The sequence below is a fragment of the Actibacterium sp. EMB200-NS6 genome (genome assembly GCF_001305615.1).
Lineage (GTDB): Bacteria > Pseudomonadota > Alphaproteobacteria > Rhodobacterales > Rhodobacteraceae > Actibacterium_A > Actibacterium_A naphthalenivorans.
The window spans coordinates 108,915-134,509 of record NZ_CP010871.1; the positions used below are offsets into that span (position 1 = coordinate 108,915).

Below are 25,595 nucleotides of genomic sequence, written 5' to 3' on the forward strand. Positions count from 1 at the left end.
CGTGGTCGTAATTCAGCGATGTGGCATCGTAGGATGCATTCATGTCGGCACTATCGCCCTGCGCAGCAACCGAAGTGCCACCATGATTGCGACACCCAGGCCATGGAGCATGAGGGTGTATCCGCCACCCAATGCTTCCGGCAGAAGAAGCAGCACTCCGCCAAAGCCCAGGACTGCGCGTTCGTAGCCTGACAACATGCCCCCGAACCAGCCAACCATGGCGGCGGATATGGCATAAACCCCAATTGCCGCAGCAGACGTGGTCAGCAGGATTTCAACCGGGGTTCCCTGCATCAGCAGGGCAGGCGTAACCACGAAAATGAAAGGAACGATATAGGCTGTCCAGCCTAGCCGCATCGCAACGAATGCTGTCTGCATCGGCGGGGCCCCGGCCAGCGCCGCAGCGAAGAAGGCGCCGATGCCGACAGGCGGGGTCACCATTGACATCATGCCGAGGTAGAAGATGAAGAAATGGGCAGCCATGGGTGTGATCCCGGCCTCTACCAGCGGAGGTGTAAGAAGGACCGCCAGCAACAGATAGACGGCAACCGTCGGCATCCCCATGCCAAGGACAACACTGGCAATGGCCGTGAGGAGCAAGAGCAGCGGAAGGCTGCCCCGACCGATCTCGGCCAGCGCGAACGTGCCGACAAAGCCCAACCCGGTGATGTTGAGAACACCGATGATGAAGCCGGCGGCAGCGGCGATCATCAGGATCTCGGTCATGGAGATGCCGGCTTCGGCGAGCGATTGCCAGATCATGCGCAGAGTGATGCGCCGGCCACCATAGCCGTATGCGACGCCGCAGATCAGGGCAACGCCGGCCGCCCAGAGGGCCGCCGTTTCCGGTCGCTGGCCCAGCCAGAACATGCCGACCACGATCACTGCAAACGGCAGGATGAAGATACCCCCGCGACGCAGAGTGTCGAGCGCAGAAGGAATTTCATCCTCACGCAGGGGGGCGATGTTGGCCTTGGCGGCCTCAAGATCAACCTGACAGTACACCGCAAAGTAATAGAGCGCGGCCGGGATGATCGCTGCAATCGCGACCTGCGCATAGGAAACGCCCAGGAAATCGGCCATAAGGAAAGCGACTGCGCCCATGACCGGGGGGGCGATCTGCCCTCCGGTCGAGGCGACGGCCTCGACTGCGGCAGCCATCCGGGGCCGATATCCCGAGCGGATCATCAGCCGGATGGTGACGACGCCGGTCGCGACGATGTTGGACACCACAACCCCGGAGATCGTGCCGAAAAGCGTCGAGGCCAGGATCGAGATCTTGGCCGCTCCGCCGCGGCGGCGCCCCAGCGCGGCAAGCGCGATGTCGTTGAAGAACTCGCCCCCCCCCGCCCGCACGAGGATCTGCCCGAACAGCACGAACGCGGCGACGACCGTTACCGACACGTTCATGGTAAGGCCGAGCATGCCATTGGCATCGAACCCGATATAGGAAAGCAGACGATCCGGTGAGACCTGCCGCGTTTGCATCGCACCCTGAATCATGTGGCCGATCATCCCGTAGCCCCCGATGAAAAGCACCACCACGACGAGCGCCCAGCCCACCACCCGCCGCAGCCCCTCAAGCACCAGCAGGACAAGCATCCCGGACATGATCACGATATCGACCGGGGCGGACATCACCCGCGAGACGATATCGGCATAGTTTATGGCAACATACAGCGAAAGACCAAGCCCCAGGACGGCAAGAATCCAGTCGATGGTTCTACCACCGTCCGCCGGAACATTCTCGTCGCTGCCGCGTGGATCCTTCTCGCCGACGCTGCTTCTGTCGATCAGGAACACCAGGCCCAGCCCAAGCCCCAGGGCGACGGCCAATATCTGCTCGACATAGACGCTCAGCCCGAGGCGGCTCGGCGCGTCGAACCCCACAGCGACGGCCAGCAGCGAAAGTGCCACCGCCTGGGTTTGGACGGCAATCCGACGAAATGTTGGCAGCCGACTGCCAGTTGTCTGAGTCAAAGCCTGTTTCCTCCACAATGAGCGAATGCAAAAAGGACTGCGCCGGGAAATCTCCCGGCCCAGCCCTCCGTCATAACCGTGTCAGTCAACAGCGCGAATGGCGACGCCCCGCTCGGCGAAGAAGGCCGCTGCACCAGGGTGATATTCCACACCCGGATAATCGACATAGGCGGTTTCAATGTTCATCACGCGAAGCGGAGGATAGGCATCGCCGATCGCACCCACATTGTCGAAAATCGAGGCCAGCAGCGCCTTGACCTGTTCGTCGGACACATGCTCACCAGCAACAAGGACGTTGTCCCATGTCAGCATCATCATCGGCGCATCGACACCCACCCGCACCGGCGAGGGCGTCACCTCTGAGAAGTAATAGGCCGGGCGAAACTTGCGAATCGTTTCGAGCGCCTGCTCATCCGAGGCGACCTGAAGATAGCGGACCCCGCCCACCATTGCGCCGACCTCAGCGACCTTCGGCCCGCCGACAGCGAAGAAGGCCGCATCCGTCAGACCCGAGGCCAGAGCATCGACATTGCGAATGATATCGGGGATCGGCACTTCAACCACTTCACCATAGCTGATCCCGTCCGCCTCGAGAAGCGCACTCACCAGCGGACGGTTCAGCGGGAAAGCCTCCCAGCCCGAGGGCACACGCTTTCCGGCAAGATCGGAGACCCGCGTCATGCCGGAATCTGCCCGGACGAACAGCCCTACCGCAAAGGGATTGATCTTGGCCACAACACGCAGATTCGGCAGAGCCGCCGAGTAGTCACCCTCCCCGGCGACCGCTACGATCATGTCATTGATGTCAGTCATCGTGAATTCGGCGTCTTTGCTGTCGACGGCCTGAAGCATCTGCGCGTTGCCGCTATATGCCTGAACAACCAGCCGCCCGCCGCCGCTTTTCTGGGCCTCGGCCGCAATGACCGAAGCCATCGTATTCCACACCGAACCCGCAGGAGGTGTCGTGATCGATGTAACCTGTGCGGAGGCACCGCCAGCCGCCGTCACTGCAAATACCATCGCGCCAAAAACGCGCGCCAAAAACGTCCTCATCTTCTCGCCCCCCATGCTGAACTCGCTCCCCCGCAAGCCCTTGCCCTTCCCCTTACCAGTTCCGGACTTGCTTGAAAAGCATGCTTTTCATATTGTCAACGGCCCCTCAAAGCGATAACAATCCGGCCCACGCGTCTGCGAGGAGCCGGATGCGGCGGAAATCGATTCCAGAGGGAGGAGCCTACGATGAACGTAAAGGCAAATGTTGGCGCGGCGGGCGCTTATTCTGATGCCCAAATTCTTGCAATGGTCGACGAGAAGAGCGGTAAGTTCGACCCTAAGATCTATGTTGACGAGTCGCTTTATCGCCTTGAGCTTGAGCGCATTTTTGCGCGCACCTGGGTTTGCATGGGTCACGAGTCGCATATCCCGAATTCGGGCGACTTCACGACCGCCTATATCGGCGAGGATCCTGTGGTCGTTGTGCGCCAGAAAGACGCCAGCATCCGCGTGTTCCTGAATCAGTGCCAGCACCGCGGAATGCGCATCTGCCGCGCCGATTCGGGCAACGCCAAGGCATTTACTTGCACCTACCATGGTTGGGCATACAATCAGGGCGGTGATCTGGTCAGCGTCCCGATGGAGAAGGAAGCCTTCGGTGGTTGCCTGAACAAGGCAGAGTGGGGGCCGAAGCAGGCGCGCGTCGAAACCTACAAGGGTCTCATTTTTGCGAACTGGGATGCCGACGCGCCGGGGCTCGACGAATATCTGGGTGATGTCAAATTCTACATGGACATCATGCTCGACCGCTGTGAGGCCGGAACCGAGGCGATACCCGGGATCCAGAAATGGGTCATTCCCTGCAACTGGAAGTTCGCGGCCGAGCAGTTTGCTTCGGACGCTTATCATGCGGGCACCACCTCGCACTTGTCCGGCATCATGGCCGGTGTGCCGGAAGATGTGGATATTACCCAGGTTGCCCCTCCGACGGATGGTTTGAATGTCCACCTGGAGAACGGCCATGGTTGCGGCCTCTTCTTGCGGAACCCGATGTTCTACATGACTATTGTTGGGCCGAAGGTGACGGAATACCTGACGACCGGGCCAGCATACGAAGAGGCAGTGCGGCGTTTGGGTCAGGGACGGGCGGATGTGAACCTTTGCCATACCAACGTCTTCCCGAACTTGTCGTTCCTGGCAGGGATCAACACGGTCCGGATGTGGCAGCCTCGCGGCCCGAACGAGATCGAGGTCTGGACCTTCACTCTCGTTGACAAAACTGCCCCGCAGGAGATCAAGGATGAATGGCGTCGCCATACATCGCGCACTTTCTCGGCGGGCGGCGTGTTCGAGCAGGATGATGGCGAAAACTGGTGCGACATCCAGCAAGTGCTGCAGGGTCATGTTGCCCAAAACCAGAAGTTCAACATCGAGATGGGCTCGCATACAGTGACGGCCGATAATCCCGAGGGCTTCCCCGGGCTGAGCTTCGCATACACCTATAGTGAGGAGTCGGCGCGAGGCATGTACCGTTATTGGACGCAGATCATGACCGCACCGGATTGGGATGCAATCCGCCGGATCGAGCAACAGCCGCTCGCGGCGGAGTAACGTTCAATCGGCGGCAAATGTCCGCTTATGTATCAAACGTCTGCCGATACGCCTCGGCAGACACTTTTCGATGAGGGAGGAATAAGATGCTCGATGATACTTTCAAGGCTGCCTTCGAAAGCAAGCCCAAGGCCGTTTCTCTGGAGCTTCAGCATGAAGTCGAACAGTTCCTGTATTGGGAATCCAAGCTTCTGACGGATCGCCGGTACAAAGAGTGGTTCAGCTTGCTGGCTGAGGACCTTCACTATTGGATGCCGATCCGCTCGACGAAGATCATGCGCGAAGTCGCTCAGGAATATACCGATGAGCACGGCTTTGCCCATTTCGACGACAACTGGTACACGATGAAAGGCCGGATTCGCAAGATCCTGTCCGATGTGGGCTGGTCCGAAAACCCGGCCTCTCGCGTGCGTTATCTGATCGGGAACGTCATGGTCGTCCCGGAAGACGAGAATACGATCAATGTCGTTTCGGCGTCGATGGTGTACCGGACGCGGCAAGAACGCCAACTTGACGTTTTCGCCTGCGAGCGCCGGGATGTCCTGCGTCGGGTTGAAACCGAAGCGGGCTTCGAGATTGTGCGCCGCACGATCCTGATTGACCAGAGCACAATCCTGTCGAACAACCTCAGCTTTTTCTTCTAAGGAAGCAAATATGGCATGGATCAAGGCGTTCCCTTCGGCAGATGTGCCGGAGGGGGATATGAAAGTATTCGAAGGTGGCCCTGAGCCGATAATGGTGTGCCGGGTGGACGGCGAAATACACGCCGTCCAGGACACCTGTACGCATGACACGTGGTCACTCGCGGACGGTTTTATCGAGGACGGAGTTGTCGAGTGCAGTCTGCACTTCGCGAAATTTTGCGTCAGAACCGGCAAGGTGAAGGCCCTGCCTGCTTGTGAGGCACTCAAGGTGTTCCCCGCAAAGGTTGACGGCGACTTCATATACATCGACTGCTGAAAAGCCGCGTCAAAAACAGGGAGGAATTACAATGCAACTCAAGGATCAAGTCGCGCTCGTGACGGGCGGAGGGTCCGGTCTTGGACTCGCCATCGTGGAACGCTTCGTCGAGGAAGGCGCACGTGTTGCAATCTTTGACCGCTCGCAAGAGCGCATCGACGACGCGGTGAAAGCGTTTGGCGACAAGGTCGTCGGCATCGCGGGCGACGTTCGCAAAGTGGACGACAACAATCGGGCGGTGGCCGAGTGCGTCAGCGCCTTCGGCAAGCTCGACACGTTCGTCGGAAATGCGGGCATCTGGGACTACTCGAAAACCATGGTCTCGACAGAAGATGACGAACTGTCATCTGCTTTCGACGAGATGTTCGCCATCAACGTCAAGGGCTATGTCCTCGGAGCCAAGGCGGCATTGCCAGAGCTTTACAAGACCAAGGGCCACATGATCTTTACCGCGTCGAACGCTGCCTTTTATCCAGGCGGTGGCGGTGTTCTTTACACGGCAACGAAGCATGCGGTGGTCGGCATGATCAAGCAGATGGCGCATGAATTTGCACCGCACGTACGGGTCAATGGCGTCGCGCCAGGTGGTATCGGTGGCAGCAACCTCGCCGGAACCAGTGCCCTTTCGCAAGAGGGAATCAAGTTTTCCGATATTCCGCTCGACGACCTGATGAAGCAAATGCTGCCGCTTGAACGTGCATTCAATGCGCGGGAATATGCTGGCGCCTACGCCTTCTTCGCCAATCGTCGCGACAATACGCCGGGCACTGGTGCCGTACTGAATTTCGACGGCGGTATCGGCATGCGGGGCTTTGGGTCTCCGAATATGGGCGCAGAGCTCGTTGCAAAGTTCGGCGCAATTTAACCATAGCCGTGCGCACGGATAGGCCGTGCGCACAGTTGAAACTGGGTCGTTCTCTGGACGAATCCTCGGGAGGCTTTTGGCTGACGCAGGTTTCAAGAACAGAGAAGTAAACTTAAAAGGACATGGAATGACTGTTCAGCTCTATATCGACAATGAGGCGCAGAATGCCACAGACAACGCCACATTTGAACGCTGCTCACCTGTAAGTGGCGAAGTCGTGACGCGTGGCGCAGCTGCCACGCCAGGGGATGCCGTGGCCGCGATCGAATCTGCCGAACGCGCCTTTGCGTCCTGGTCGCAGACTGGTCCGGGCCAGCGCCGCGCCCTGCTCATGAAGGCCGCGGAAGAGATCGAAAAGCGCACGGAAGATTTCGTTGTCGCCATGAAAGGCGAAGTCGGGGCCGGCGAACTCTGGGCACGCTTCAATGTCATGCTCGCGGCGAATGTTTTCCGCGAAGCCGCAGCGATGACCACGCAGATTCAGGGCAGTACTATCCCGTCTGACAAGCCGGGAACGCTGTCGATGACCGTAAGGCAGCCGGTAGGTGTGATCCTGTCGATCGTGCCTTGGAACGGGCCGATTGTGCTGGCAGCACGGGCCATTGCCTATCCGCTGATGTGCGGCAACACCGTTGTTTTCCGCGCCTCGGAAACCTCGCCCAAGACCCATGTGCTGGTTGCTGAGGCCGTCCATGCGGCCGGTTTCCCCGCAGGAACGCTCAACTTCGTGATCAACGACCCAAAGGACGCACCCGAAGTCGTAGAGGCAATGATCGCGCATCCAGCCGTGCGGCGTGTCAACTTCACCGGTTCGACGCATGTTGGCCGGATCATTGCTGCGGCTTGTGGCCGCCATCTCAAGCGTAGCCTGATGGAACTCGGCGACAAGGCGCCCATGGTGGTCCTCGCGGATGCGGATATCGACGGCGCAGTGGATGCGACCATCTTCGGCGCCTTCCTCTATCAGGGCCAGATCTGCATGACGACCGAGCGTGCCATTGTCGATGAGTCTGTCGCCGATGCGTTCGTCGAGAAACTCGCCGCGCGGGCAGCACAGCTGGAGGCGGGCGATCCACGCACTCAGGCGGCTTGCGCGCTTGGTCCGATCATCAGCCAGGGCGCAGTTAATCACCTGAACAGTTTGCTTGCCGATGCGACCGAAAAAGGTGCGAAGATTCGGACTGGCGGGCTTGCAGGCAGCACCCTGATGTCGCCGACTGTGCTCGATGGTGTCACATCTAAGATGCGCATCTACTCCGAGGAAGCCTTTGGTCCGATCTTGCAGGTGATCCGTGTCAACGGCGCGGACGAAGCTGTTCGGGTGGCCAATGACACTGAATACGGCCTGTCTGCTGCTGTCTTCGGGACAGACATGGTACACGCACTTGATGTCGCAATGCGCATTCAGACTGGTTCAGTGCACATCAACGGCTCTACCGTCGCGAATGAAGCCCAAGCGCCTTATGGCGGCACGAAGGCCAGCGGTTGGGGCCGGTTCGACAGCACTGCGGTGATTGATGAATTCACCGAACTGAAGTGGATTACGATCGAACAGCCGTCTCAACAGTATCCCCTGTAAGGCAGGCCAGAAACCGGGCGGATGAGGTTGGGAAAATGATTGTCATCGGTGATGGTGATGATCTTATTCGCATCCGCCCGGTCAGAATCTGTCGGCTGGAGTGGGCAAAAGCTGGTGGGTCTCATCCGGAATGCGGTCATCGCCCAGTTCGATCCCGGCAAAGCGGCGCATCGCCTCGCTGTCGTAGAGGGTCTCCTCGGCCATCGGGTCGCTCAGAGCATACCAGTTCTGAAGGAAATAGACCCGCAGCATCACCTCCAGAGCCATCGGTGGCCGACCGCCCTTTGGCCCGGCCTTGGGATAGTGCGGCACGATCAGCGCAAGCAGCCGAACCCACGGCACCACCGCATCCATCTCCGCCAAGAACAACTCCCGCCGCGTCCGTTTCTTCTTCATGGCGTCGCGCAGGCCGGGAAGGGCGGGCTGTTTCGGCATCGCAAGGACTCCTTGCAGGGACACCCAAGTCTACCAGATCAGACGAGAATCGAGAGGTTTTTCAGACGTTCCTTAAACAACGGCAATCTTGCGCCCTGTTGTCAAGCCATTGATCTTCTCTATCATACTTTGCGCATCAATTTTGTAGTATTGGTACAGCTCGCCAATAGTCCCAGTCTGCCCAAAGCGTTCCACACCCAACGGAATCGTCTGGTGGCCCTGAACCGCACCGAGCCATGACAATGTCGCGGGGTGTCCGTCAATTACCGTGAGAAGGCGGCAATGCGGCGGCAAATCTTGCAAGAGGCGTTCAACATGACTAGTCGCGCCCTGCTGGCCACGCGCCCGAGCGCGCTGTGCCGCCGTCCAGCCCGCGCTCAGCCGATCCGCCGAGGTAACGGCCAGCACGCCGATGTCACGCCTCGCATCCGCCATAGCGCCTGCGGCGCGGATCGCTTCGGGCGCAATGACACCTTGATAAGCGATCACCACCTCGCAGTTGGGTCCGGGCCGACGCAACCAATAAGCGCCGTCTATAGTTCCTTGCTGCCAATCCCCATTCGGGCGCTTGCCGGGCTGTTCCACCGGGTTGGTCGAGAGCCGCAGATAGACGGAGCCGCCGGCTTCATCGCGCAGCCAGGTGCGCTCGTCAGGATTGCCTGAACCGTCCCGCTGGAGATAGCCTAAGGCCCACTCCATGATAACTGCCAATTCATCGGCAAAGGCGGGCTCAAAGGCGGCCAGTCCGTCCTGGCTCATCCCGATCAAGGGTGTGCCGATGGATTGATGCGCACCGCCTTCGGGTGCCAGCGTAACGCCCGAGGGCGTACCTACCACCATGAACCGCGCATCCTGATAGCAAGCGTAGTTCAAAGCATCGAGCCCGCGCGCCACGAAAGGATCGTAGAGTGTCCCGATCGGGATCAGCCGCTTGCCGAACAGTGAATGCGACAGCCCCGCCGCCGCCAGCAACAGAAACAGGTTCATCTCGGCGATGCCAAGTTCGATGTGTTGACCTTTCGGCGTGAATTCCCATTTCGCGGTTGAGGGGATGCGATGCTCGATAAAGGCATCGGCCTGCTCAGTGCGGGCAAACAGCTTGCGCCGGTTCACCCAGGGGCCGAGATTGGTGGTGCCGGTCACGTCGGGCGACATCGTCACGATGCGCTCCGCCAGATGGCTGTCGCCTTTGGACAAATCATCAAGGATCTTGCCGAATGCCATCTGTGTCGAGATCTCGCGGTCAGATGACAGGGCAATCTCGGGAACCGGCAATACCGCGTCGGTGAAGCGGCGACGACCTTTGGCAAAAAAGGGCACCTTGTCGAGGAACTTTTGCAGCGCGGCGGCGTCTGGCACGGTGGCGAACTTGTCCCACTCCTGCCCCGCCGGCACGCCCATATGTTGTTGCCAGTCGGCCATCTGGTTCTTGGTCATTAAGCCACCGTGGTTGTCCTTGTGGCCCGCAATGGGTGTGCCCCAGCCCTTGATCGTATAAGCAAGAAAACATGTGGGACGGTCGTCGGTGACATTGGCAAACACCTCGGCCATGGTCTCGACACAGTTGCCGCCAAGATTCTCCATCAGCGCCGCGAGTTCCGTATCATTGCGCTTGCCGATCAGCGCCGTCACCGGCCCCTGATCACCAAGATCATCCATCAACCGCTTGCGCCAGACCGCGCCGCCCTGATAGGTCAGGGCGGAATATTGCTGGTTCGGGCAGGCGTCGATCCAATCGCGCAGGGCGTCGCCACCCTCTTCTTCAAAGGCCGCGCGCTGCAGAGCGCCGTACTTCACGCGAATGACATTCCAGCTGAAAGCTTCGAAGATTTTTTCTACTCGCGAAAACAGGCCTTCGCGCACCACACCGTCTAATGACTGGCGGTTGTAGTCGATGATCCACCAGCAGTTGCGCAGATCGTTCTTCCAGCCCTCTTGCAACGCTTCATAAATATTACCTTCGTCCAGTTCGGCATCGCCGACCAGCGCCACATGGCGGCCAGCAGCCAGGTCGCTGCTCCAGTCTTTGGCCATCAAGTAATCCTGCACGATCGACCCGAAAGCGGTAATCGCCACGCCCAACCCCACAGAGCCGGTCGAATAATCCACGTCGTCCACATCTTTGGTGCGGCTGGGATAGCTTTGCACGCCCTCGAATCCGCGAAAGTTCTTCATCTTATCAAGCGTTTGATGACCCATCAGGTATTGCATGGCATGAAAGATCGGCGAGGCGTGCGGCTTTACCGCTACACGATCTTCGGGTCGCAGCGCGGAAAAGTATAGCGCCGTCATGATCGACACCATCGAGGCCGAGCTGGCTTGATGGCCACCAACCTTGATTCCGTCTACCTTTGGCCGGATGTGGTTGGCGTGATGAATCATCCAATGCGACAACCACAACAAACGGTCCTGAAGCGTTTTGAGATGGAGTGTGTCAGATGTCATTTTCGGCCCTCGCATTCAAAGCTTGAAGTGTTGCGAGACTAGCATCAACAATCTGACGCTTCTCGCCTAGTTAACGACTACTTTATGTGTTATGTGGTGATAGTGGCCATTTTTTTGGAAAAACTTGATGATTAGCACCAATCTTGATTCTTACGATGTGGGTATTCTGCATGTCCTGCAGCGTAACGGACGTGCCACAATCAACGAACTGGCTGAAGCCGTCGGGCTTAGTCCATCCCCGGTGGCCCGCAGGCTGCGCATTTTAGAGAATGCGGGCGTGATCACAGGCTATGCTGCGCTGATCGACGAAACTGCTTTGGGTTATGAATTTTCCGTGTTTGTCTCGGTCAAACTTGACCGTCAAGTGGACGACGCACTGGCCAGCTTCGAAGCCGCGGTGTGCAGCTTTCCTGAAGTTGTCGATTGTTGGCTGATGACCGGCAACCGCGACTATCTGCTGCGCATTGCAACGCGCGGGCCTTCCGATTTTGAACGCTTCCTAACCAGCACCTTCACCAAAGTTTCAGGTGTAGCATCTATTGAAAGCTCAATCCCACTGAGACGCGTCAAGGCAGGCTTGTCACGCACGCTGAAACTTGATGCCAAAGGATATCAAAGGCAAACAACAACTGGGCATGGTGGATCCTAAACGAGATCTCTTGGCACTGTCATTTGTGGACGTATATGGACCCCGCCTGATTGCAACAGGCTAACTTGGTCTGGTTCGGCGATCACGATTGCAGACGTATATCCGGCTTCCTTGAGCGGCCCGATGTTTCGTCGCCGCGAGCCCCGATGGATTTCCGCGCGCTTCTTCCTCATTGGCTCCAAGGCATCGGCTTTCGCCGCGCCGGTCCACACATCAGGTTCAAGAAGCGATCAGGGTGACCCTTTCACCATCTCCTGCCAGTTGTTGCAACGTTTCGGGGAGCGCGTGTCAACGGCGGAGTAAAAACCAGCCACGTGGCGGCGCAAAATCAGGCCAATGACGGGCGCCAGGCGCCATGGCGCGCGCGCTTGTCACATAGCTGGCGCGTGCCATGGCGCTTGGCCCGCAGGGCCAATCCTGTGGCGGATGATCAGGTTGGGGCTTCGGCCTTTCGGGCGCGGCTTTGGGCGAGCCGATAGCTGTCGCCGTTCATCTCGAGGATGTTGACGTGATGCGTCAGTCGATCGAGCAGTGCGCCAGTCAAGCGTTCGGTGCCGAAGGTCTCGGTCCATTCGTCGAACGGCAGGTTGCTGGTGATCAGCGTGGCCCCGCGCTCATAGCGCTGCGAGATCACCTCGAACAGTAGCTCGGCACCGGTCTTGGAGAGCGGCACGAAGCCCAACTCGTCGATGATGAGCAGCTTGACGGCGGCCAGCTGCTTTTGCAGGCAGAGCAGGCGACGTTCGTCGCGGGCCTCCATCAGTTCGTTGACCAGCGCGGCGGCGGTGATGAAGCTGACCGGCAGCCCCTTCTGGCAGGCGGCCAGCCCCAGCCCGAGGGCAATATGGGTCTTGCCTGTGCCGCTGGGCCCCAAGGCGATGACGTTCTCGCGTCGGTCGATCCATTCGCAGCGGGCAAGTTCCAGCACCTGCATCTTGTTGAGCTTCGGGATCGCCTTGAAGTCGAAGCTGTCGAGGCTCTTTGTGGCTGGGAACTTCGCAGCCTTGATCCGCCGTTCGATCATCCTACGCTCGCGGTCGATCAGTTCCAGCTCGACGAGACGCGCCAGGAACTGGACGTGATCCCGACCCTCGGCGGCGCATTGGCGGGCAAGCTTGTCGTATTCCCGAAGGAAGGTGGGCAGCTTCAGCGTCTTGAGATGATCCGCGAGCAGGATTTTCGGGGCCACGGTCATGCTGCATCCTCCGACAGCAGGGACATGTAACTGGCCGCGGACGTGGTCTCGACGTTCGCCCGAGGCACGTAGGGGTAGACATCGAGGTCCAGCTTCGGGGGGTCTGATGCCGGGAAAATCAAAAACGCTCATGAGAGCGTACTATTCTGCCCCCTCCGGCATCAGACCCCTAGATGGTCAGGCCGATAAAAAACGCCAGCGCGGGCAGCAGCACATAGTCGAGCCAACCCAGCCAGGCCGACAGGCCCACGGCGCCGAGAAGAACGACCAGGATCGGCGTGAAGCAGCAGAGCGCTGCGATGACGGTGCCGACGACACCTGTTGCAATCAGCTTGCGGTCTGTCCGCTCGGTCATCCCGTCAACCCGAGACGCGCGCCGGGTAGCCTGCATTGGCCGACGCGGTCGCGATCGCCTCGGCGCTGGTCGCGGCGGTGTCGAAGACGACAGTAGCGGTGCGCGCCTCGAAGTCGATCTCGACCGCGTGCACGCCTTCGACGCCCTCCATCGCGCGCTTCACGGTGACCGGACACAGCGCACAGGTCATATTGTCCACCGCGAAGGTGAGGGTCTGCTCGGCGGCGACGGTTTGCGCGACGGCAGGGATGGCCGTGATGGGTGCTGTGGCGGTCAGGCCGAACAGAACAAGGGCAAGGATCGTCTTCATGAGGGTGTCCTTTCGAGATCAGTAGAGAAGCGGAGCCCACCAGTCGATGGTGAGTGCAGCGAGGACGAGGATCAGGGAGGTCCAGAGAGCGGACTTGGTGATGCGCGCCGAGGATGGGCGCGCGCAGTAGGAACCGGGCTCGCAGACGGTCGGTTTGCGGAAATAGACCTGCCGGAATCCCGCCCCGATGAAGCCGAGCGCAATCACGGCGAAGATCGGCTTGAAGGGCTCCAGCGCCGTCAGGTTGCCGATCCAGGCCCCCGAGATGCCGAGGGTCAGCAGCACCAATGGTCCGACACAGCAGGCCGAGGCGAGAAAGGCGCCCATCACCCCGCCCGCCGCAAGCCAGCCCTTTCGGGCGGGGCGATCCGCTGCTGAGGTGTCAGTTCTGTCGTCTGTCAGCGCCATGTCGCGCACCTTTCGTCTGTGGTTGACGATGGGTGTAGGGTCTGTAGTAGCTACAGGCTCAAGAGGAAAACCCCCATGATCGATCACGAAAGCGAGAGCAGCTTAACACGCGGCGACCTGGCCCGGGCGACCGGATGCAACATCGAGACGATCCGCTATTACGAGAAAACCGGCCTGCTGCCCGACCCGCCGCGCAGCGCCGCAGGCTACCGGATATATTCCGCCGCACACGCCACGCGCCTTCGCTTCATCCTGCGCGCCCGCGAGCTCGGGTTCTCGATGGAGGACATTCGCGGGCTGATGGGGCTCAACGATGGTGCCGCGCCGACCTGCGCCGAGGTCAAGGAGCGGACAGAACGTCACCTTGCGGACGTGCGGGCGAAGATCTCGGATCTCCGGCGGATCGAATCCGTCCTCGCTGCAACGGCATCCAGGTGTTCTGGCGCCGAAGTCCCCAACTGTCCGGTGCTCGACGCGATTTCTGGAAACTGAAAACTATGACACGAACTTCCCGAACTCTTGAAGCTCCCATGCATCGAACTGGAAGATTCAAGATCGTGCCGCTACCCATATCTTGAATCGCCCCTGGCCGGTCACCTCGCGGATAAGGCCTCGCGCTTCCATCCAGGCAATATTGCGTTGAACGGCGGCACGGCTAGCGTTGGTCAGGACCTCGCCCATCGGGGCAGAGACAAGGGGCCATTCGGTAAGCACAGCGCGCAAGGCGCGCGGAGTCTTTCCCGAGAGCGCGGTCATCTCGGTTTCTGCCCGCGCTGACCATGCCTCGATATCGTCAAGGTGCCGCATTGCGGTCAGGCATGCGGTCTCCATCCCGTCAAGCCAGCGCGCCAGACGGTCAGCGGGTGGGCCGCTGGCGCGCAGCCCCCCTGCCCCGCCCATAGCCAGAGGTGCAAAGACGGCGCCCCCGCCCTCGCTGGCCACAATCCGCGCGGCTGTGACTGCCGCTTCCATTCGATCGCCCTGCTGCCCAAGGCCCGCAAGGCTCCAGAGGTGATAACCCGCGCAGGCACGGGTTATCGGGTGCAGCTCGGCGGCTTGCGCCATCAGGTTCAGCCAACCGCCCGCGCGATCCGCGAAAGGCTCGGCGTCATCGACCATGTTCTTGGGATCGCGACGATCGAGGAAGGCAGAAAGGTCCACCTTTGGGCCTGGTCCCCCTGTCAGACGACGTACCGCCCAACCGACACGCGCCAGTGCTGCGGGGTCCTCTTGAACGCCTGACAGGCGCATGGATATCCAAATAGCAATGCGATCCGGGCCAATGCGGTCACCCGCGAACCAGCTGAGGTCGGCAGCCTCGATCAGGGCAAGCCTGTGCCGCCATCCTTCCGGGCTGCGCTTCAGGCGGTCGTCCAGCGCGCCGACGCGACCGGCCACACGGGCAAGACGCGCGGCATGACCCGCCTCTGCTTTCCGCCAATCGTCGAGGACCTCGCCTTCACGCAGTTCGGCCCGTGGTCCTGGTGGCAAGTAATCCGGCTCCTCTTCCATGGGACCGGGCAGAAACCAGATGTCGCATTTTTTTCATCATTTCAACGCATGATTATATCGTGATTTCTGGATGATACCGCGATATCGCACATCATTTTTTCGCTTGAGGCTTCAATTTTGGTTCCGTATTTCAGCAAGCGGCCGCCCTGTTGGCGCACGGCCCAGCCGGTCTCGAAAGTTTCATATCGATGACGTCCGGCGGAGGGCATGCCTCGGATGAAGCGTGGGCCAAGGCAACACGTATCGCGCGTGAACTGGACCGGATTATTGACGGAGCGGCGCCGGTGCGTGAGGCCGTGGTACGCGCGGCATCCGAGCTGCGGCTCTCGACCCGCCAAGTCTACAACTATCTGGCGCGGTATCGAGAAGAACGCAGGGTATCGTCCCTGCTGCCGCGAACGAGTGGAACAAGGAAATCAAGGATCAGCCTCGCGGTCGAGAGCATCATCGCGATGACCCTGAGGGAGATGTGGTTGCGTCCTGAGCAGCCGGACCTCGCACCGATCGTCGAAGAGATCCGCGCCCGCTGCGCACAGGAAGGGCATACTCCGCCCGCCTATGTCACTGTCGCCCGGCGCATCCCCATCCTGTTCACCCCGGAAGAAATTGCCCGCCGCCGCCTGTCAGACAGTAAACACCTGCACCGGCTGAAGGCGCGACCGGGCTACATCCGGGCAGACCACGCGCTCGACGTTGTCCAGATCGATCACACGCCGGCAGACATCCAGTTTGTCGAGGTGATTGATGACTACGGTATCTTCGTTGGGCGGCCCTACCTGACCATCGCTGCCGATGTGGCCACGAGTGCGATCACCGGCTTCTGCCTGACGCTCGAGCGGCCGTCACGACTGTCTGTCGCGCTTTGTCTTGCGCAAGCGATGTGCTGCAAGACGGCATGGCTGGCAGAGCGTAGCATCGATCATGCCTGGCCGATGCACGGTCGCCCGAGGCAGATCGTCGTCGATTCCGCCAAAGAGTTCCAGAGCAGCACCTTCAGCAGAGGATGCGCGGACTATGGCATTTCCATTCGCATGCGGAACAAGGGCACCGTGCATCGAGGCGGAGTCGTGGAACGCCTGCTTGGGAAAGTGAACACGGCGCTACGGGCCTTACCCGGTAAGACAGGGCGCTCCATCGCGGATCGAGGCGACTATGCCTCGGAAGAGCGCGCACGGCTCAGCTTCGCGGATCTTGAACGCTGCATCGCGCTCGCGATCATCGACCATAATCTGAGCCAGAATGCGCGCAAGCTGACCGTCCCGGCAATCGAATGGGAAAACCGACTCCAACCGAAGGACCGTCCGATCGATGCGCCTGTCGATGTGCTGCTCAATTTCCTGCCGCGCAAGACGCGGAAGATTTCACCTCAGGGCATCAGCCTCTTCGCCATCGACTATTTCGAGCCCTGGCTTGGTCCGCTGGTCGCCCGCCGTGACCGGCTGGAGCCACTTGATGTGTGCTATGACCCTCGCGACATCAGCCATGTCTATGTCAAGGATCCGGATACGCAGGCCTGGCAGCCGGTGAGACGACGGGACGGACTGGCCGAGCCGATCACGCTTTGGCAGCATCAGGCGGATCGACAGCGGCGGCGCGAAATCCAGCGGCGCCCAGTGCAGGAGGCGGCCGCCATCCGACGCGAAATCGCCGCAACTGTTACCGCCACCAAAACCTCGAAAAGCCGGTTGAAGGAGATGACACGCGCCCGGCATGCCACCGAGGCAAAGAAGCCTTATGCCGATCTCGCCGCGCCTGCCGCCCCGGCCCGGGCAAACCTTAACCCGGATCGCCCGCGGCGGGTCTTCCCGGTCGAGGATTGGTAAGGTGCCGGATCACCTCATGCCCGCCACCGTCCCGCTCTTGCAGGCCGATGATGTAATGCGGATCGCCCATGTTCGCGCGCCACGCTGGATCAGCCATCCGGCCGCCGGCGCGGCACATGACGCGATGCGGCTGCTGCTCGAGCGACCGCCATCGCTGCGCCCGCGCGGTTTGCTTCTTGCGGGCCCCTACCACAACGGCAAGACCATGATTGCCGAGCGCTTCGCTGTCGAACATCTGCGTGTCGCCGACCAGCAAGAGGTATGGGTGATCCAGACCCGGGAAGGTGCGGGTCTGTCGCATTTTTACGCAAGCATCCTGTCCGGATTGCGCGCACCACAAGCCGCTGGATGGCGCAGCCTGTCCCGCGCCGGCGATCAGGTCGATCATCTTCTGGAGCGTCTGAAGCCGCGCCTTTTGATCTTCGACGAGTTCCACAGCGCGTTGCGCGGTCGACGCCAGGATGTGAAGGCAATCTTCTCGTTCCTACGGCGGATCGCACGGGTGCATGACATCTCACCCGTCCTTGTCGGCGAAATCGCGATCTACGATGCGGTGCATGACACGGACGAAATGGGCTCACGCTTCGATACGATCCCCATTCCACGCTGGGCGTATGACGAGGATTTCGCGACGCTTCTGGACAGCCTTGAGGCAAGTCTGCCGCTCGCCAATGCCTCAGAACTGTCGCGCGAACCCTTGGCGAAGATCATCCACGATCTGTCGGAGGGACTGATCGGCGAGGTCGTCGAGATCGTCACCCGGGCCGCGGTGGCGGCAATCGCGGGCGGTGAGGACCGGATCACGGGTGCAACCCTGTCGGACCTCGGCTATGTGCCTCTCTCCAGACGCCGCAATTCCGCCTTGCGTCACGAGATGACATGAGGCTCGGGCCGACCGGGATCTCCGTCACGCCTGCACAGCGGTATGAAAGTGCGGCGGGAAGCCGTTGGCCGGTGAGCATTATGCCGGCGCCGGGTGAACTTCTGTCGAGTTGGCTGCACCGGCTCGCCTACGCCAACGGCGTACCTCCCCGCTATTTCGGCGCGTTTCTCGGGGCGCCGGGTGAGAACTGGTCGGCGCGGCTTGATCGGGCATTGCCCGATCGCATCCTGCACCTTTTGAGAGAGCATACCCGCATACCCCTGGAAGACATCGCGGCTCTGACCGTTGCTCTTGACCCCTTGGCCCGGCTGCGTTTGCCCCTGCGGCCAGGGCCCCAACCGATCTGCGCACCCGGGATGCAGGCGACTTGGCTGCAATTCTGCCCGGCCTGTCTGGCAGAAGACGAAACGCCCTATTTTCGACGAGGCTGGAGCCTGGCGACACGAGTCTCCTGCTTTCGCCACGGCTGTCGGCTTCGGGACAGGTGCCCGTCCTGCGGACGCGGATTGGCTCCGTTCCGCCAGAAGCGTCTTGTGCCGCATCAGATCTGCGCCGTATGCGGCGCGGCGCTCTGCAAACGCACCCGTCCCGCCACCGATGGCGTTCGACGCCTTGAGCGCCTGATCGACGATCTGCTTCGTCTGCATGCAGCGGGGCATCGGATAGGAGAAGGAAGATCACTACCGGACCTGCTCGGATCAGCCAGTTTTCAATCGGGTGAAAAGCGAGTGTCCATTGCGCGCCTCCCCCATCGGGATCGCTATCAGCTGTTTGGACAACTGACGGAAGGGCGATCGATACCGTTCGGAAAGCGAAAGAGTCCCGCGATCTCCTGCTGGAAACGCGTCGCTCAGGCTGCGCCAACCTGGCGCGGACTGGCGATATCATTCAGCGAAGCCGCCCTGCCTCGGCCCGCAGCCGAGCCGTGCTCCGCCTCCGCAGGTCCGCATTTGGCTGACCTCGTTCAGGCAGCCACACGGCTCCATCAGAAGCGGCAGGCGCTTTGAGGGGTCCAGCGGGCTTCAGGCGCGCGCGGCAAGCCCGGCGTCACCCAGCTGTTCGGGGTCTGGCAGGTCGCGCAAGCTCTCCATCCCGAAGGCCGCGAGGAACGCGTCCGTGGTCACGAAGGTATAGGGGGCACCACGACGCGGCGCGCGGGGCCCGATCCCGATCAGATCGCGCGCATGCAGTCGGCCGAGCAGGTCGCGGCTGATCTCCTTTCCGAAGATATCCTTGAGCCCGTCACGGGTGATCGGCTGGTGGTAGGCGATGGCGGCCAGCACCGCAACGTCGAATTCGCTCAGGTCGAGCAACTGATCGCCCATATCCGCGGCGGCGCGGATTGCTGGCGCGTAGGCGGTCCGGGTCCGGAACATCCATCCCCCGGCAACCTGAGCGATCTCGAACGCACGCCCCTCCAGATCGGCGGCGAGATCCTCGATCAACAGGTCGATCGAAACCCCCTGCCCGACCACGCGCCCCAGGTCTTCGCGGGCGACCGGCGCGGCGGAGGCAAAGAGCACCGCCTCGATCCGGCGCATCCATTCCCGCCAGCGCAGCTCCGGCGGCAGGTCAGTTAGTTCGCGGTCAAGGTCCGGTTCAGAGCGATCCTTCGCCTTTTTCGGTGGTCGCATGTCCGAACTTTGAGCCCGGTTCCCACTTTCGCTGGCCATGCTCATGCTCACACCCCGTAGAGCCGGAAGGTGTCGCGGCCGGTCAGTTCACGGACCGCGCCGAGATCGACCAACCGGTCACAGAGCCGCCGCGCGGCCCGATCCGGCAAGGGCAGGGCAGCAGGCGCCACGGCATCGTGGGTCAGGAACATCCAAACGGCATCGCCTGCCGCCTTTGCCCGAAGCTTCGGCGCGACCGCTTTCAGATGCGCCGCCCGCCGCGCGAGGTCGGCGGCGAGACGCACGACCTCGCGCGCTGTTGAGGCGACTGCGCGATGACAGGCAAGACGCAGATCATCGCCCCGCTTGCGCAGGTCGGCCCGCTTCAGCCCCGCGGCCAGCAGCGGAAGCAGATGATCCCAACCAAGCGCCTCGGCGAGGGCCGCATCCGCGAGGACCAGCGCCGCAACCTCCTCCCGCGGGGCATCGACCAGAACGGCCTCCAGCACTGCCGCTGCTCGAGCTACCGGCCCGCCCTGCCCTGCATCGAGCCAAACTGCTATCCGCGCTGGATCGAGTTGCGGCAAGGCCCGGTGCAAGGTCCCGATCGACACCTGCCGCTCCGCCGCGCGTTGCCAAGCCTGACAGACCGCGCCCGCCGGACCGGTCAGATCGCCCGGACGCAGCAGATGCACCGCATCGCGCAACTCCCCTGCCCGCTCGGGCCGACCGGCAAACGCGACACAGGCCTCGGCCGCGCGCAACGCGAGCCGATCCCGCAACAAGGCGTGGGGCACGTCCTCACGTCCAACCACAACATGCAGGTGGCTCAGCGCGGCACCCGACAAAAACGCAACATTTTCAAGGGTTTCAGCGCGTTCGGAGATGACCCAAGCGGGCATCCGAGGTAGCATGTCTGCGTCGCTGATGTGATCCGGTCGCGCAAATGTCATGCTTGAAGTCTACATCGGCGCGGCGCTTTCGGCCAGATGAATACGCAAGAACCGCCCCACCTTCCCGTATCGTATCATGTCCAATAAGTTTGCATTATCGGACATACTGGAAGATACTGCGAGACAGGTGAGTTTCATCGCCGGATTCAATGGAAAATGCCCTCAGAGGGGTCTGATGCCGGAGGGGGCAGAATAGTACGTTAAGGGGCTTTGCTTACCTTTTGGACCACCTGTATTCGCCGGTGAGGAGGATGTGGGCCCATCCGAGGGGCGAGATGTGCGCCAAAAGGTCAGGAGAGCAATCCAGTTCCGACCGACGACGTCCAGCCACAGCTTTGCCAAGATGCTTGGTGTTCCAATAGATGATGGTGGCGGCGAGCAGGTTCAGCCCGGCCATCCGGAAATGCTGCCCCTCAGTTGTTCGATCTCGGATTTCGCCTTGGCGCCCGATGCGTAGGGCATTCTTGAGGGCATGGTGCGCTTCGCCCTTGTTCAGGCCGATCTGAGCCCGGCGTTGCATGTCGGCGTCAAGCAGCCAATCGATGATGAACAGCGTCCGTTCAACCCGTCCTATTTCCCGTAGTGCCACCGCAAGCTCATGCTGCCGAGGATAGGCGGCGAATTTTCGCAACAGTTGACTTGGAGGCATTGCGCCCGCCACCATGGTGGCCGCGCTGCGCAGAATGTCGGGCCAGTTCGAACTGATGACGGGTTCCCTGATCTTGCCACCGATCAAACCTTTCAGCTCTTTTGGGCAGGATGTTGGATCGAAGAGGTAGAGGCGCTTGGATGGCAGATCACGGATGCGGGGTATGAACTGGAAGCCCAGCAGAGCGGTGACGGCGAAGACGTGGTCGGTGAAGCCGCCAGTATCGGCGTACTGCTCTGTGACCTTTCGCCCGGCGTCGGTCATCAACAGGCCATCCAGAATGTAGGGCGCTTCGTTCACCGTGGCCGGGATAGTCTGGGTGGCGAAGGGGCCGAACTGGTCGGAGACATGGGTGTAGGCTTTCAATCCGGGTTCATGGCCATACTTGGCGTTGATCAGATTCATCGCCTCGCCTTGGCGCGTTGTGGGGAAGAACTGCCCGTCACTGGACGCGGTGACACCGCTGCCCCAGAACCGGGCCATCGGCAAGGCAGATTGGCCTTCGATAACTGTGGCCAGGGCGCGTGCCATTGCCTCGCTTTCGACATGCCACCGCGACAGGCGCGAAAGTTGGAAATAATCATGGGTATTGGTGGCCCCGGCCATTTTGCTGAGGCCAAGGTTCAGTCCTTCTGCCAGCAGCACATTCAGCATGCCGACCCTGTCTTTGCACGGGGCGCCCGTGCGCAGATGGGTGAATGCTTCCGTAAAGCCGAGCTCGTCGTCCACTTCGAGCAGGAGGTCGGTGATCCTGATTTCCGGCAGGCGGCTATAAAGATCAAGCACCATGGCATCGGCCTCTTCGGGGACAGCAGCCGTCAGCCGGTCTATTTTGAGGGCGCCGTCTTCGATGGACCCGCCCGGAATGACACCGGCCCTGGCGGCGCGGGCCAATCGCTGTAGGCCCGCGGCCAGGCGAGACTTCCGATCCTCCAGCCAGGCATCCGGTTCGAACGGTATGGCCAACTTTGGCGTGACCCGGGCGACTTCGGCTGGGACCAGCGCGTCCTTTAGATCCCCATACCTGCGGGAATGTGCGAGCCAGATATCACCGGAACGGAAGGCATCGCGCAGATGGCACAGGACCGCCACGTCCCACAGTCGGTACCCATCATCGTTATTCAGGTGCCGATGCCATTTCGAGGTTCGGCGCAGAAAGGTCACGGGCCGGTCGGCGGTGGTTTCCGTTCCTGCGACGATAGCGGTGGCGGAGAGTAACGGTTCGGCTACCGGTGCGGCCTGAATATCGAGTGCCCGCAACATGCGGGGCGCATATCGTCGGAAGCGATGATACCCGTGAACAACGTGCGCGAGCGGATCGGCAGCCAATGTGTCGGTGAGTTGGGCAGCGGTGGCGACAAGCCCCCTGAGCGATGACCAGCCTCCCGCGTTTTGAACGGCCTCAATCAGGGGCGCCTGATCTTCATACGCTTCCAGCAGCGCTGATCCGAGGTTTGAGAACCCCTGCAAGGTGTCCTTCAGAGCCGCCTTTGCGTCATTCGCCTGGGCATCGCACGCGCGTTTCGCCTCGCGCCATGTCTTCCCGACGATCCGGTCATGGGTTTCGACCACAGCATCGGCAATGGCACTGCGCCATTCCAAAGCGCAGACCGCGACGATGGCAAGGCGGCGGTCGCCTGAAATATCCCGCAGATCGCCGGCGAAATACCGTTCCCCTTGCCGTCGGAGGCGAGCAATGCGGTGAGGCGGAACATCGGACAGGATGGATTGATCCAACGCTGTGCCCTGCAAGAATTCAAGCCGGTCGAGCAGGCGGTTCATATCGGCCGAGTTTCGGCCAACCTCGAATTGGCGCAGCCAGACAAAGCGGGTGACAGAGCTGTCCGCGCTTTCAGTCAGCAGTGCATCAAGCTGGCCGCGCAATTCATCATTCAGCCGGTCGGCAATCCGGGTGTCGATCCGTCGCTCGGCAGCGACAAGTGCATCCGCGCAAAGACGTTCGATAACCGTGATCCCAGGTAGAATGGTTTGGGTCGCCCGGCACTTCTCTGCAAAGCGCCGGGCCAGATCCTCGTTCGACCGGGCGGTTTCGGCTTCGCTCTCCAGCCAGGTCTTCAGGTCGCGCGCCCCTCGACCAGTAAACATCTTGTAGCCGTAAAGATTGCGCAGGGTGGCCAAGTGGTCACGGCGGGTTTCCTCCCTCGTTGCATAGTCTGCCAGATCATCGGGTCTCAGCCCGAGTTGCGCCGCCAAGAAGCGCGTCACTGCCGCAGGAATGACCTCACCGGGCGCCAGCACCCGACCTGGGTATCGCAGCGCGCAAAGCTGCAGGGCGAAGCCGAAACGATTGTGGGGGCGGCGACGGGCGCGGATAATTTCCAGATCGTCGTCCGCCAAGGTGTAGTGGCGCAGCATCGACGCTTCTTCAGTTGGCATGTCAAGCAGCGCCGCCCGCTGGCGGTCGGTCAGCATTCTCCGGCGAGGCATGTGGTTCCTTCCAAAATCATGAACATGGGTGTCCGTAAGAGGATCGATCAGCGGACATGTGTCACAAGGGTTGGCAAGGGCAGAGAAACCACGCCCCAACATATCTCGTATAGCTGGTACGATTTGATTCGCACATGTGGCCCCTTAATCGTACAATTTGAGCATGACTGTGACCAAGATTGGCTATGCCCGCTGTTCGACCGACAAACAGGATCTGACCGCACAGCGGCAGGTCTTATGCGACTTGGGGGTATCGGAGGATCTCATCTATACCGACCACGGGCTGACGGGCACCAATCGCGCCCGCCCCGGTCTCGACCAGGCACTGGCAGCCGTGCGCGAAGGCGATGTGCTGGTCGTGCCAAAACTGGATCGCCTTGCCCGGTCCGTCCCCGATGCACGCGCTATCGCAGAACAGTTGGAAAAAAAGGGCGTCAAGCTCGCCTTGGGGATGTCTATCTACGACCCGACAGATCCCATGGGCAAAATGTTCTTCAACATTCTCGCTACCTTTGCCGAGTTTGAGGCCGATCTGATCCGGTTGCGCACGAGAGAAGGCATGGCCATCGCCCGTGCAAAGGGCAAACTCCGTGGAAAACAGCCAAAACTCTCTGAAAAACAACAGAAAGAACTCGCCCGCATGCATGCAACCGGCGAGTATTCTATCAGTGATCTGGCTGAGCTGTTCGCGGTCTCCAGGCCAACGATTTACAGAACCCTGCACCGCACAGGGGCCAAAATCAGCCCTTAGCGTACTATTCTGCCCCCTCCGGCATCAGATCCCTCAGAGATCGAAAAACCGGGGTCAGCGCGCTCTGATGAGCTTGATGGTTCCCACATCACCAAGAGCGATCAGGATGAACGCGACGACATCGCCCTGCCCTCTCGTGTCGCCGGGTCTGGCAGCCTCGATCGTCTGGTGGATACCGCACGCGACTACGCCCGCGCCGCAGCGTCGGACAATACGCTGAAGGCCTATGCCAAGGACTGGGCACATTTCGCCCGCTGGTGTCGGATGAAAGGGGCCGAGCCGGTGCCTCCCTCGTCCGAGATGATCGGGCTTTACCTTGCGGATCTCGCCGCCGGGTCGGCGCCCCGTGCCCTCTCGGTCTCGACAATCGACCGCCGCCTGTCCGGCCTTGCCTGGAACTACGCGCAGCGCGGCTTTTCGCTGGATCGCAAGAACCGTCACATCGCGGCGGTGCTGGCCGGGATCAAACGCAGGCATGCGCGCCCGCCTGTGCAGAAGGAAGCGATCCTGCCCGAGGATATTGTCGCGATGGTCGCCACCCTGCCGTTCGACCTGCGCGGGCTGCGGGACCGGGCGATCCTGCTGCTGGGCTATGCGGGCGGGCTGCGCCGCTCTGAAATTGTCTGCCTTGATGTGCACAAGGACGACACGCCCGGCAGTCGCGGCTGGGTCGAGATCCTGGACAAGGGCGCCCTGCTGACGCTGAACGCCAAGACCGGCTGGCGCGAGGTCGCGATCGGGCGGGGGTCCAGGGATCAAACCTGCCCGGTCCATGCGCTCGAGCAATGGCTGCACTTCGCGAAGATCGACTTCGGCCCAATCTTCACCGGCACCTCGCGCGATGGCAAACGGGCATCCGAAACCCGGTTGAACGACAAGCATGTCGCGCGCCTGATCAAGCGCACGGTCCTCGACGCCGGCATCCGGTCGGACCTGCCCGAGAAAGACCGCCTGGCACTGTTCTCCGGTCACAGCTTGCGCGCCGGTCTCGCCAGTTCGGCAGAAGTCGACGAGCGCTATGTCCAGAAGCAGCTTGGCCATGCAAGCGTCGAAATGACCCGCCGTTACCAGCGCCGCCGCGACAGGTTCCGGGTGAACCTGACGAAGGCCGCCGGTCTGTGAGCGCTTGCCTTTCCCGTGGTTTGGTTTTCGCGTGCGGATCGAACGGAAAGCCGAAA

At 61.1% G+C, this 25,595-nt stretch carries 23 protein-coding genes and 1 pseudogene; 12 read left to right on the forward strand and 12 right to left on the reverse strand.

All coding sequences use genetic code 11. The annotated features are described in order from the left end of the window. Window positions 1-39: 39 nt before the first annotated feature. Both TQ29_RS19135 and TQ29_RS19140 read right to left on the reverse strand, forming a co-directional pair. Window positions 40-1,980, reverse strand: a complete 1,941-nt coding sequence (locus TQ29_RS19135; protein WP_054540704.1) for a TRAP transporter fused permease subunit — start codon at window positions 1,978-1,980, stop codon at window positions 40-42. Window positions 1,981-2,061: 81 nt separating this feature from the next. Next, entirely contained in the window at window positions 2,062-3,048 is a 987-nt protein-coding gene (locus TQ29_RS19140) for a TAXI family TRAP transporter solute-binding subunit (protein ID WP_235974541.1), read from the reverse strand. 171 nt (window positions 3,049-3,219) lie between these two features. Between TQ29_RS19140 and TQ29_RS19145 the strand changes: the two genes are divergently transcribed. The 5 genes from TQ29_RS19145 to TQ29_RS19165 all read left to right on the forward strand — a co-directional run bounded on the left by TQ29_RS19145 (window position 3,220) and on the right by TQ29_RS19165 (window position 7,988). After that, window positions 3,220-4,584, forward strand: a complete 1,365-nt coding sequence (locus TQ29_RS19145) for an aromatic ring-hydroxylating dioxygenase subunit alpha (RefSeq protein ID WP_054540705.1) — start codon at window positions 3,220-3,222, stop codon at window positions 4,582-4,584. A gap of 86 nt (window positions 4,585-4,670) precedes the next feature. Then, window positions 4,671-5,228: an aromatic-ring-hydroxylating dioxygenase subunit beta gene (locus TQ29_RS19150; protein ID WP_054540706.1), complete on the forward strand. Its 558-nt coding sequence runs from the start codon at window positions 4,671-4,673 to the stop codon at window positions 5,226-5,228. A 10-nt stretch (window positions 5,229-5,238) separates the two neighbouring features. Next, complete coding sequence (locus TQ29_RS19155; RefSeq protein WP_082386790.1) at window positions 5,239-5,544, forward strand: non-heme iron oxygenase ferredoxin subunit; 306 nt, start codon at window positions 5,239-5,241, stop codon at window positions 5,542-5,544. Between the two features lie 31 nt (window positions 5,545-5,575). After that, entirely contained in the window at window positions 5,576-6,409 is an 834-nt protein-coding gene (gene hcaB, locus TQ29_RS19160) for a 3-(cis-5,6-dihydroxycyclohexa-1,3-dien-1-yl)propanoate dehydrogenase (protein WP_038068063.1), read from the forward strand. Window positions 6,410-6,536: 127 nt separating this feature from the next. Next, complete coding sequence (locus tag TQ29_RS19165) at window positions 6,537-7,988, forward strand: aldehyde dehydrogenase (protein ID WP_054540707.1); 1,452 nt, start codon at window positions 6,537-6,539, stop codon at window positions 7,986-7,988. Between the two features lie 117 nt (window positions 7,989-8,105). Here TQ29_RS19165 and TQ29_RS19170 read toward each other — a convergent pair. Both TQ29_RS19170 and TQ29_RS19175 read right to left on the reverse strand, forming a co-directional pair. Beyond that, window positions 8,106-8,423, reverse strand: a pseudogene (locus TQ29_RS19170) (transposase); the annotation flags it as partial. 72 nt (window positions 8,424-8,495) lie between these two features. Next, window positions 8,496-10,868, reverse strand: coding sequence for a 1-deoxy-D-xylulose-5-phosphate synthase N-terminal domain-containing protein (locus tag TQ29_RS19175; RefSeq protein WP_054540709.1), 2,373 nt, complete (start codon window positions 10,866-10,868; stop codon window positions 8,496-8,498). A 127-nt stretch (window positions 10,869-10,995) separates the two neighbouring features. Here TQ29_RS19175 and TQ29_RS19180 point away from each other — a divergent pair, with 127 nt between their 5' ends. Further along, the gene (locus tag TQ29_RS19180) at window positions 10,996-11,517 is read left to right on the forward strand and encodes an Lrp/AsnC family transcriptional regulator (RefSeq protein WP_157445673.1); all 522 of its coding nucleotides are present in this window, start codon (window positions 10,996-10,998) and stop codon (window positions 11,515-11,517) included. Window positions 11,518-11,947: 430 nt separating this feature from the next. Here the strand turns inward: TQ29_RS19180 and istB are convergent, their stop codons facing one another. From istB to TQ29_RS19200, 4 genes are all read right to left on the reverse strand, one after another. Continuing rightward, window positions 11,948-12,712, reverse strand: a complete 765-nt coding sequence (gene istB / locus TQ29_RS19185) for an IS21-like element helper ATPase IstB (protein ID WP_038068069.1) — start codon at window positions 12,710-12,712, stop codon at window positions 11,948-11,950. A gap of 169 nt (window positions 12,713-12,881) precedes the next feature. Further along, on the reverse strand, window positions 12,882-13,067 hold the full coding sequence (gene merF, locus TQ29_RS19190; protein ID WP_107817721.1) for a mercury resistance system transport protein MerF: 186 nt from the start codon (window positions 13,065-13,067) through the stop codon (window positions 12,882-12,884). A gap of 4 nt (window positions 13,068-13,071) precedes the next feature. Continuing rightward, entirely contained in the window at window positions 13,072-13,377 is a 306-nt protein-coding gene (locus TQ29_RS19195) for a heavy-metal-associated domain-containing protein (protein ID WP_038068071.1), read from the reverse strand. Window positions 13,378-13,395: 18 nt separating this feature from the next. Beyond that, the gene (locus tag TQ29_RS19200; protein WP_054540711.1) at window positions 13,396-13,785 is read right to left on the reverse strand and encodes a mercuric transporter MerT family protein; all 390 of its coding nucleotides are present in this window, start codon (window positions 13,783-13,785) and stop codon (window positions 13,396-13,398) included. A gap of 75 nt (window positions 13,786-13,860) precedes the next feature. Here TQ29_RS19200 and TQ29_RS19205 point away from each other — a divergent pair, with 75 nt between their 5' ends. Next, window positions 13,861-14,277, forward strand: a complete 417-nt coding sequence (locus TQ29_RS19205; protein WP_038068073.1) for a helix-turn-helix domain-containing protein — start codon at window positions 13,861-13,863, stop codon at window positions 14,275-14,277. 57 nt (window positions 14,278-14,334) lie between these two features. Here the strand turns inward: TQ29_RS19205 and TQ29_RS19210 are convergent, their stop codons facing one another. Further along, window positions 14,335-15,297, reverse strand: coding sequence for a hypothetical protein (locus TQ29_RS19210; protein WP_054540712.1), 963 nt, complete (start codon window positions 15,295-15,297; stop codon window positions 14,335-14,337). Window positions 15,298-15,485: 188 nt separating this feature from the next. On the opposite strand from TQ29_RS19210, the gene TQ29_RS19215 reads away from it, so the two are divergent. Genes TQ29_RS19215 through TQ29_RS20510 form a run of 3 tightly spaced genes read left to right on the forward strand, consistent with a single transcriptional unit; the run spans window position 15,486 to window position 19,010 of the window. Beyond that, window positions 15,486-17,120 carry a Mu transposase C-terminal domain-containing protein gene (locus TQ29_RS19215; RefSeq protein WP_054540713.1) on the forward strand — a complete coding sequence of 545 codons (1,635 nt, stop codon included), beginning with the start codon at window positions 15,486-15,488 and terminating at the stop codon, window positions 17,118-17,120. Between the two features lie 16 nt (window positions 17,121-17,136). Next, window positions 17,137-18,003, forward strand: coding sequence for a TniB family NTP-binding protein (locus tag TQ29_RS19220; RefSeq protein ID WP_054540714.1), 867 nt, complete (start codon window positions 17,137-17,139; stop codon window positions 18,001-18,003). Next, a complete protein-coding gene (locus tag TQ29_RS20510; protein WP_082386792.1) occupies window positions 18,000-19,010 on the forward strand; it encodes a TniQ family protein in 1,011 nt (336 codons plus the stop codon). Before TQ29_RS19220 ends, TQ29_RS20510 begins: the two co-directional genes overlap by 4 nt. Window positions 19,011-19,025: 15 nt before the next feature. Here TQ29_RS20510 and TQ29_RS19225 read toward each other — a convergent pair whose 3' ends face one another. The 3 genes from TQ29_RS19225 to TQ29_RS19235 form a co-directional block, all read right to left on the reverse strand. Further along, window positions 19,026-19,637, reverse strand: coding sequence for an SMC-Scp complex subunit ScpB (locus TQ29_RS19225; protein ID WP_054540751.1), 612 nt, complete (start codon window positions 19,635-19,637; stop codon window positions 19,026-19,028). Between the two features lie 47 nt (window positions 19,638-19,684). Continuing rightward, window positions 19,685-20,569: a DUF1403 family protein gene (locus tag TQ29_RS19230; RefSeq protein WP_054540715.1), complete on the reverse strand. Its 885-nt coding sequence runs from the start codon at window positions 20,567-20,569 to the stop codon at window positions 19,685-19,687. A gap of 214 nt (window positions 20,570-20,783) precedes the next feature. Beyond that, entirely contained in the window at window positions 20,784-23,666 is a 2,883-nt protein-coding gene (locus TQ29_RS19235; RefSeq protein WP_054540555.1) for a Tn3 family transposase, read from the reverse strand. A 163-nt stretch (window positions 23,667-23,829) separates the two neighbouring features. On the opposite strand from TQ29_RS19235, the gene TQ29_RS19240 reads away from it, so the two are divergent. Next, the gene (locus tag TQ29_RS19240; protein WP_054540554.1) at window positions 23,830-24,417 is read left to right on the forward strand and encodes a recombinase family protein; all 588 of its coding nucleotides are present in this window, start codon (window positions 23,830-23,832) and stop codon (window positions 24,415-24,417) included. Window positions 24,418-24,456: 39 nt separating this feature from the next. Then, window positions 24,457-25,539, forward strand: coding sequence for a tyrosine-type recombinase/integrase (locus TQ29_RS19245; protein WP_369817433.1), 1,083 nt, complete (start codon window positions 24,457-24,459; stop codon window positions 25,537-25,539). The last annotated feature ends 56 nt before the right edge of the window (window positions 25,540-25,595 follow it).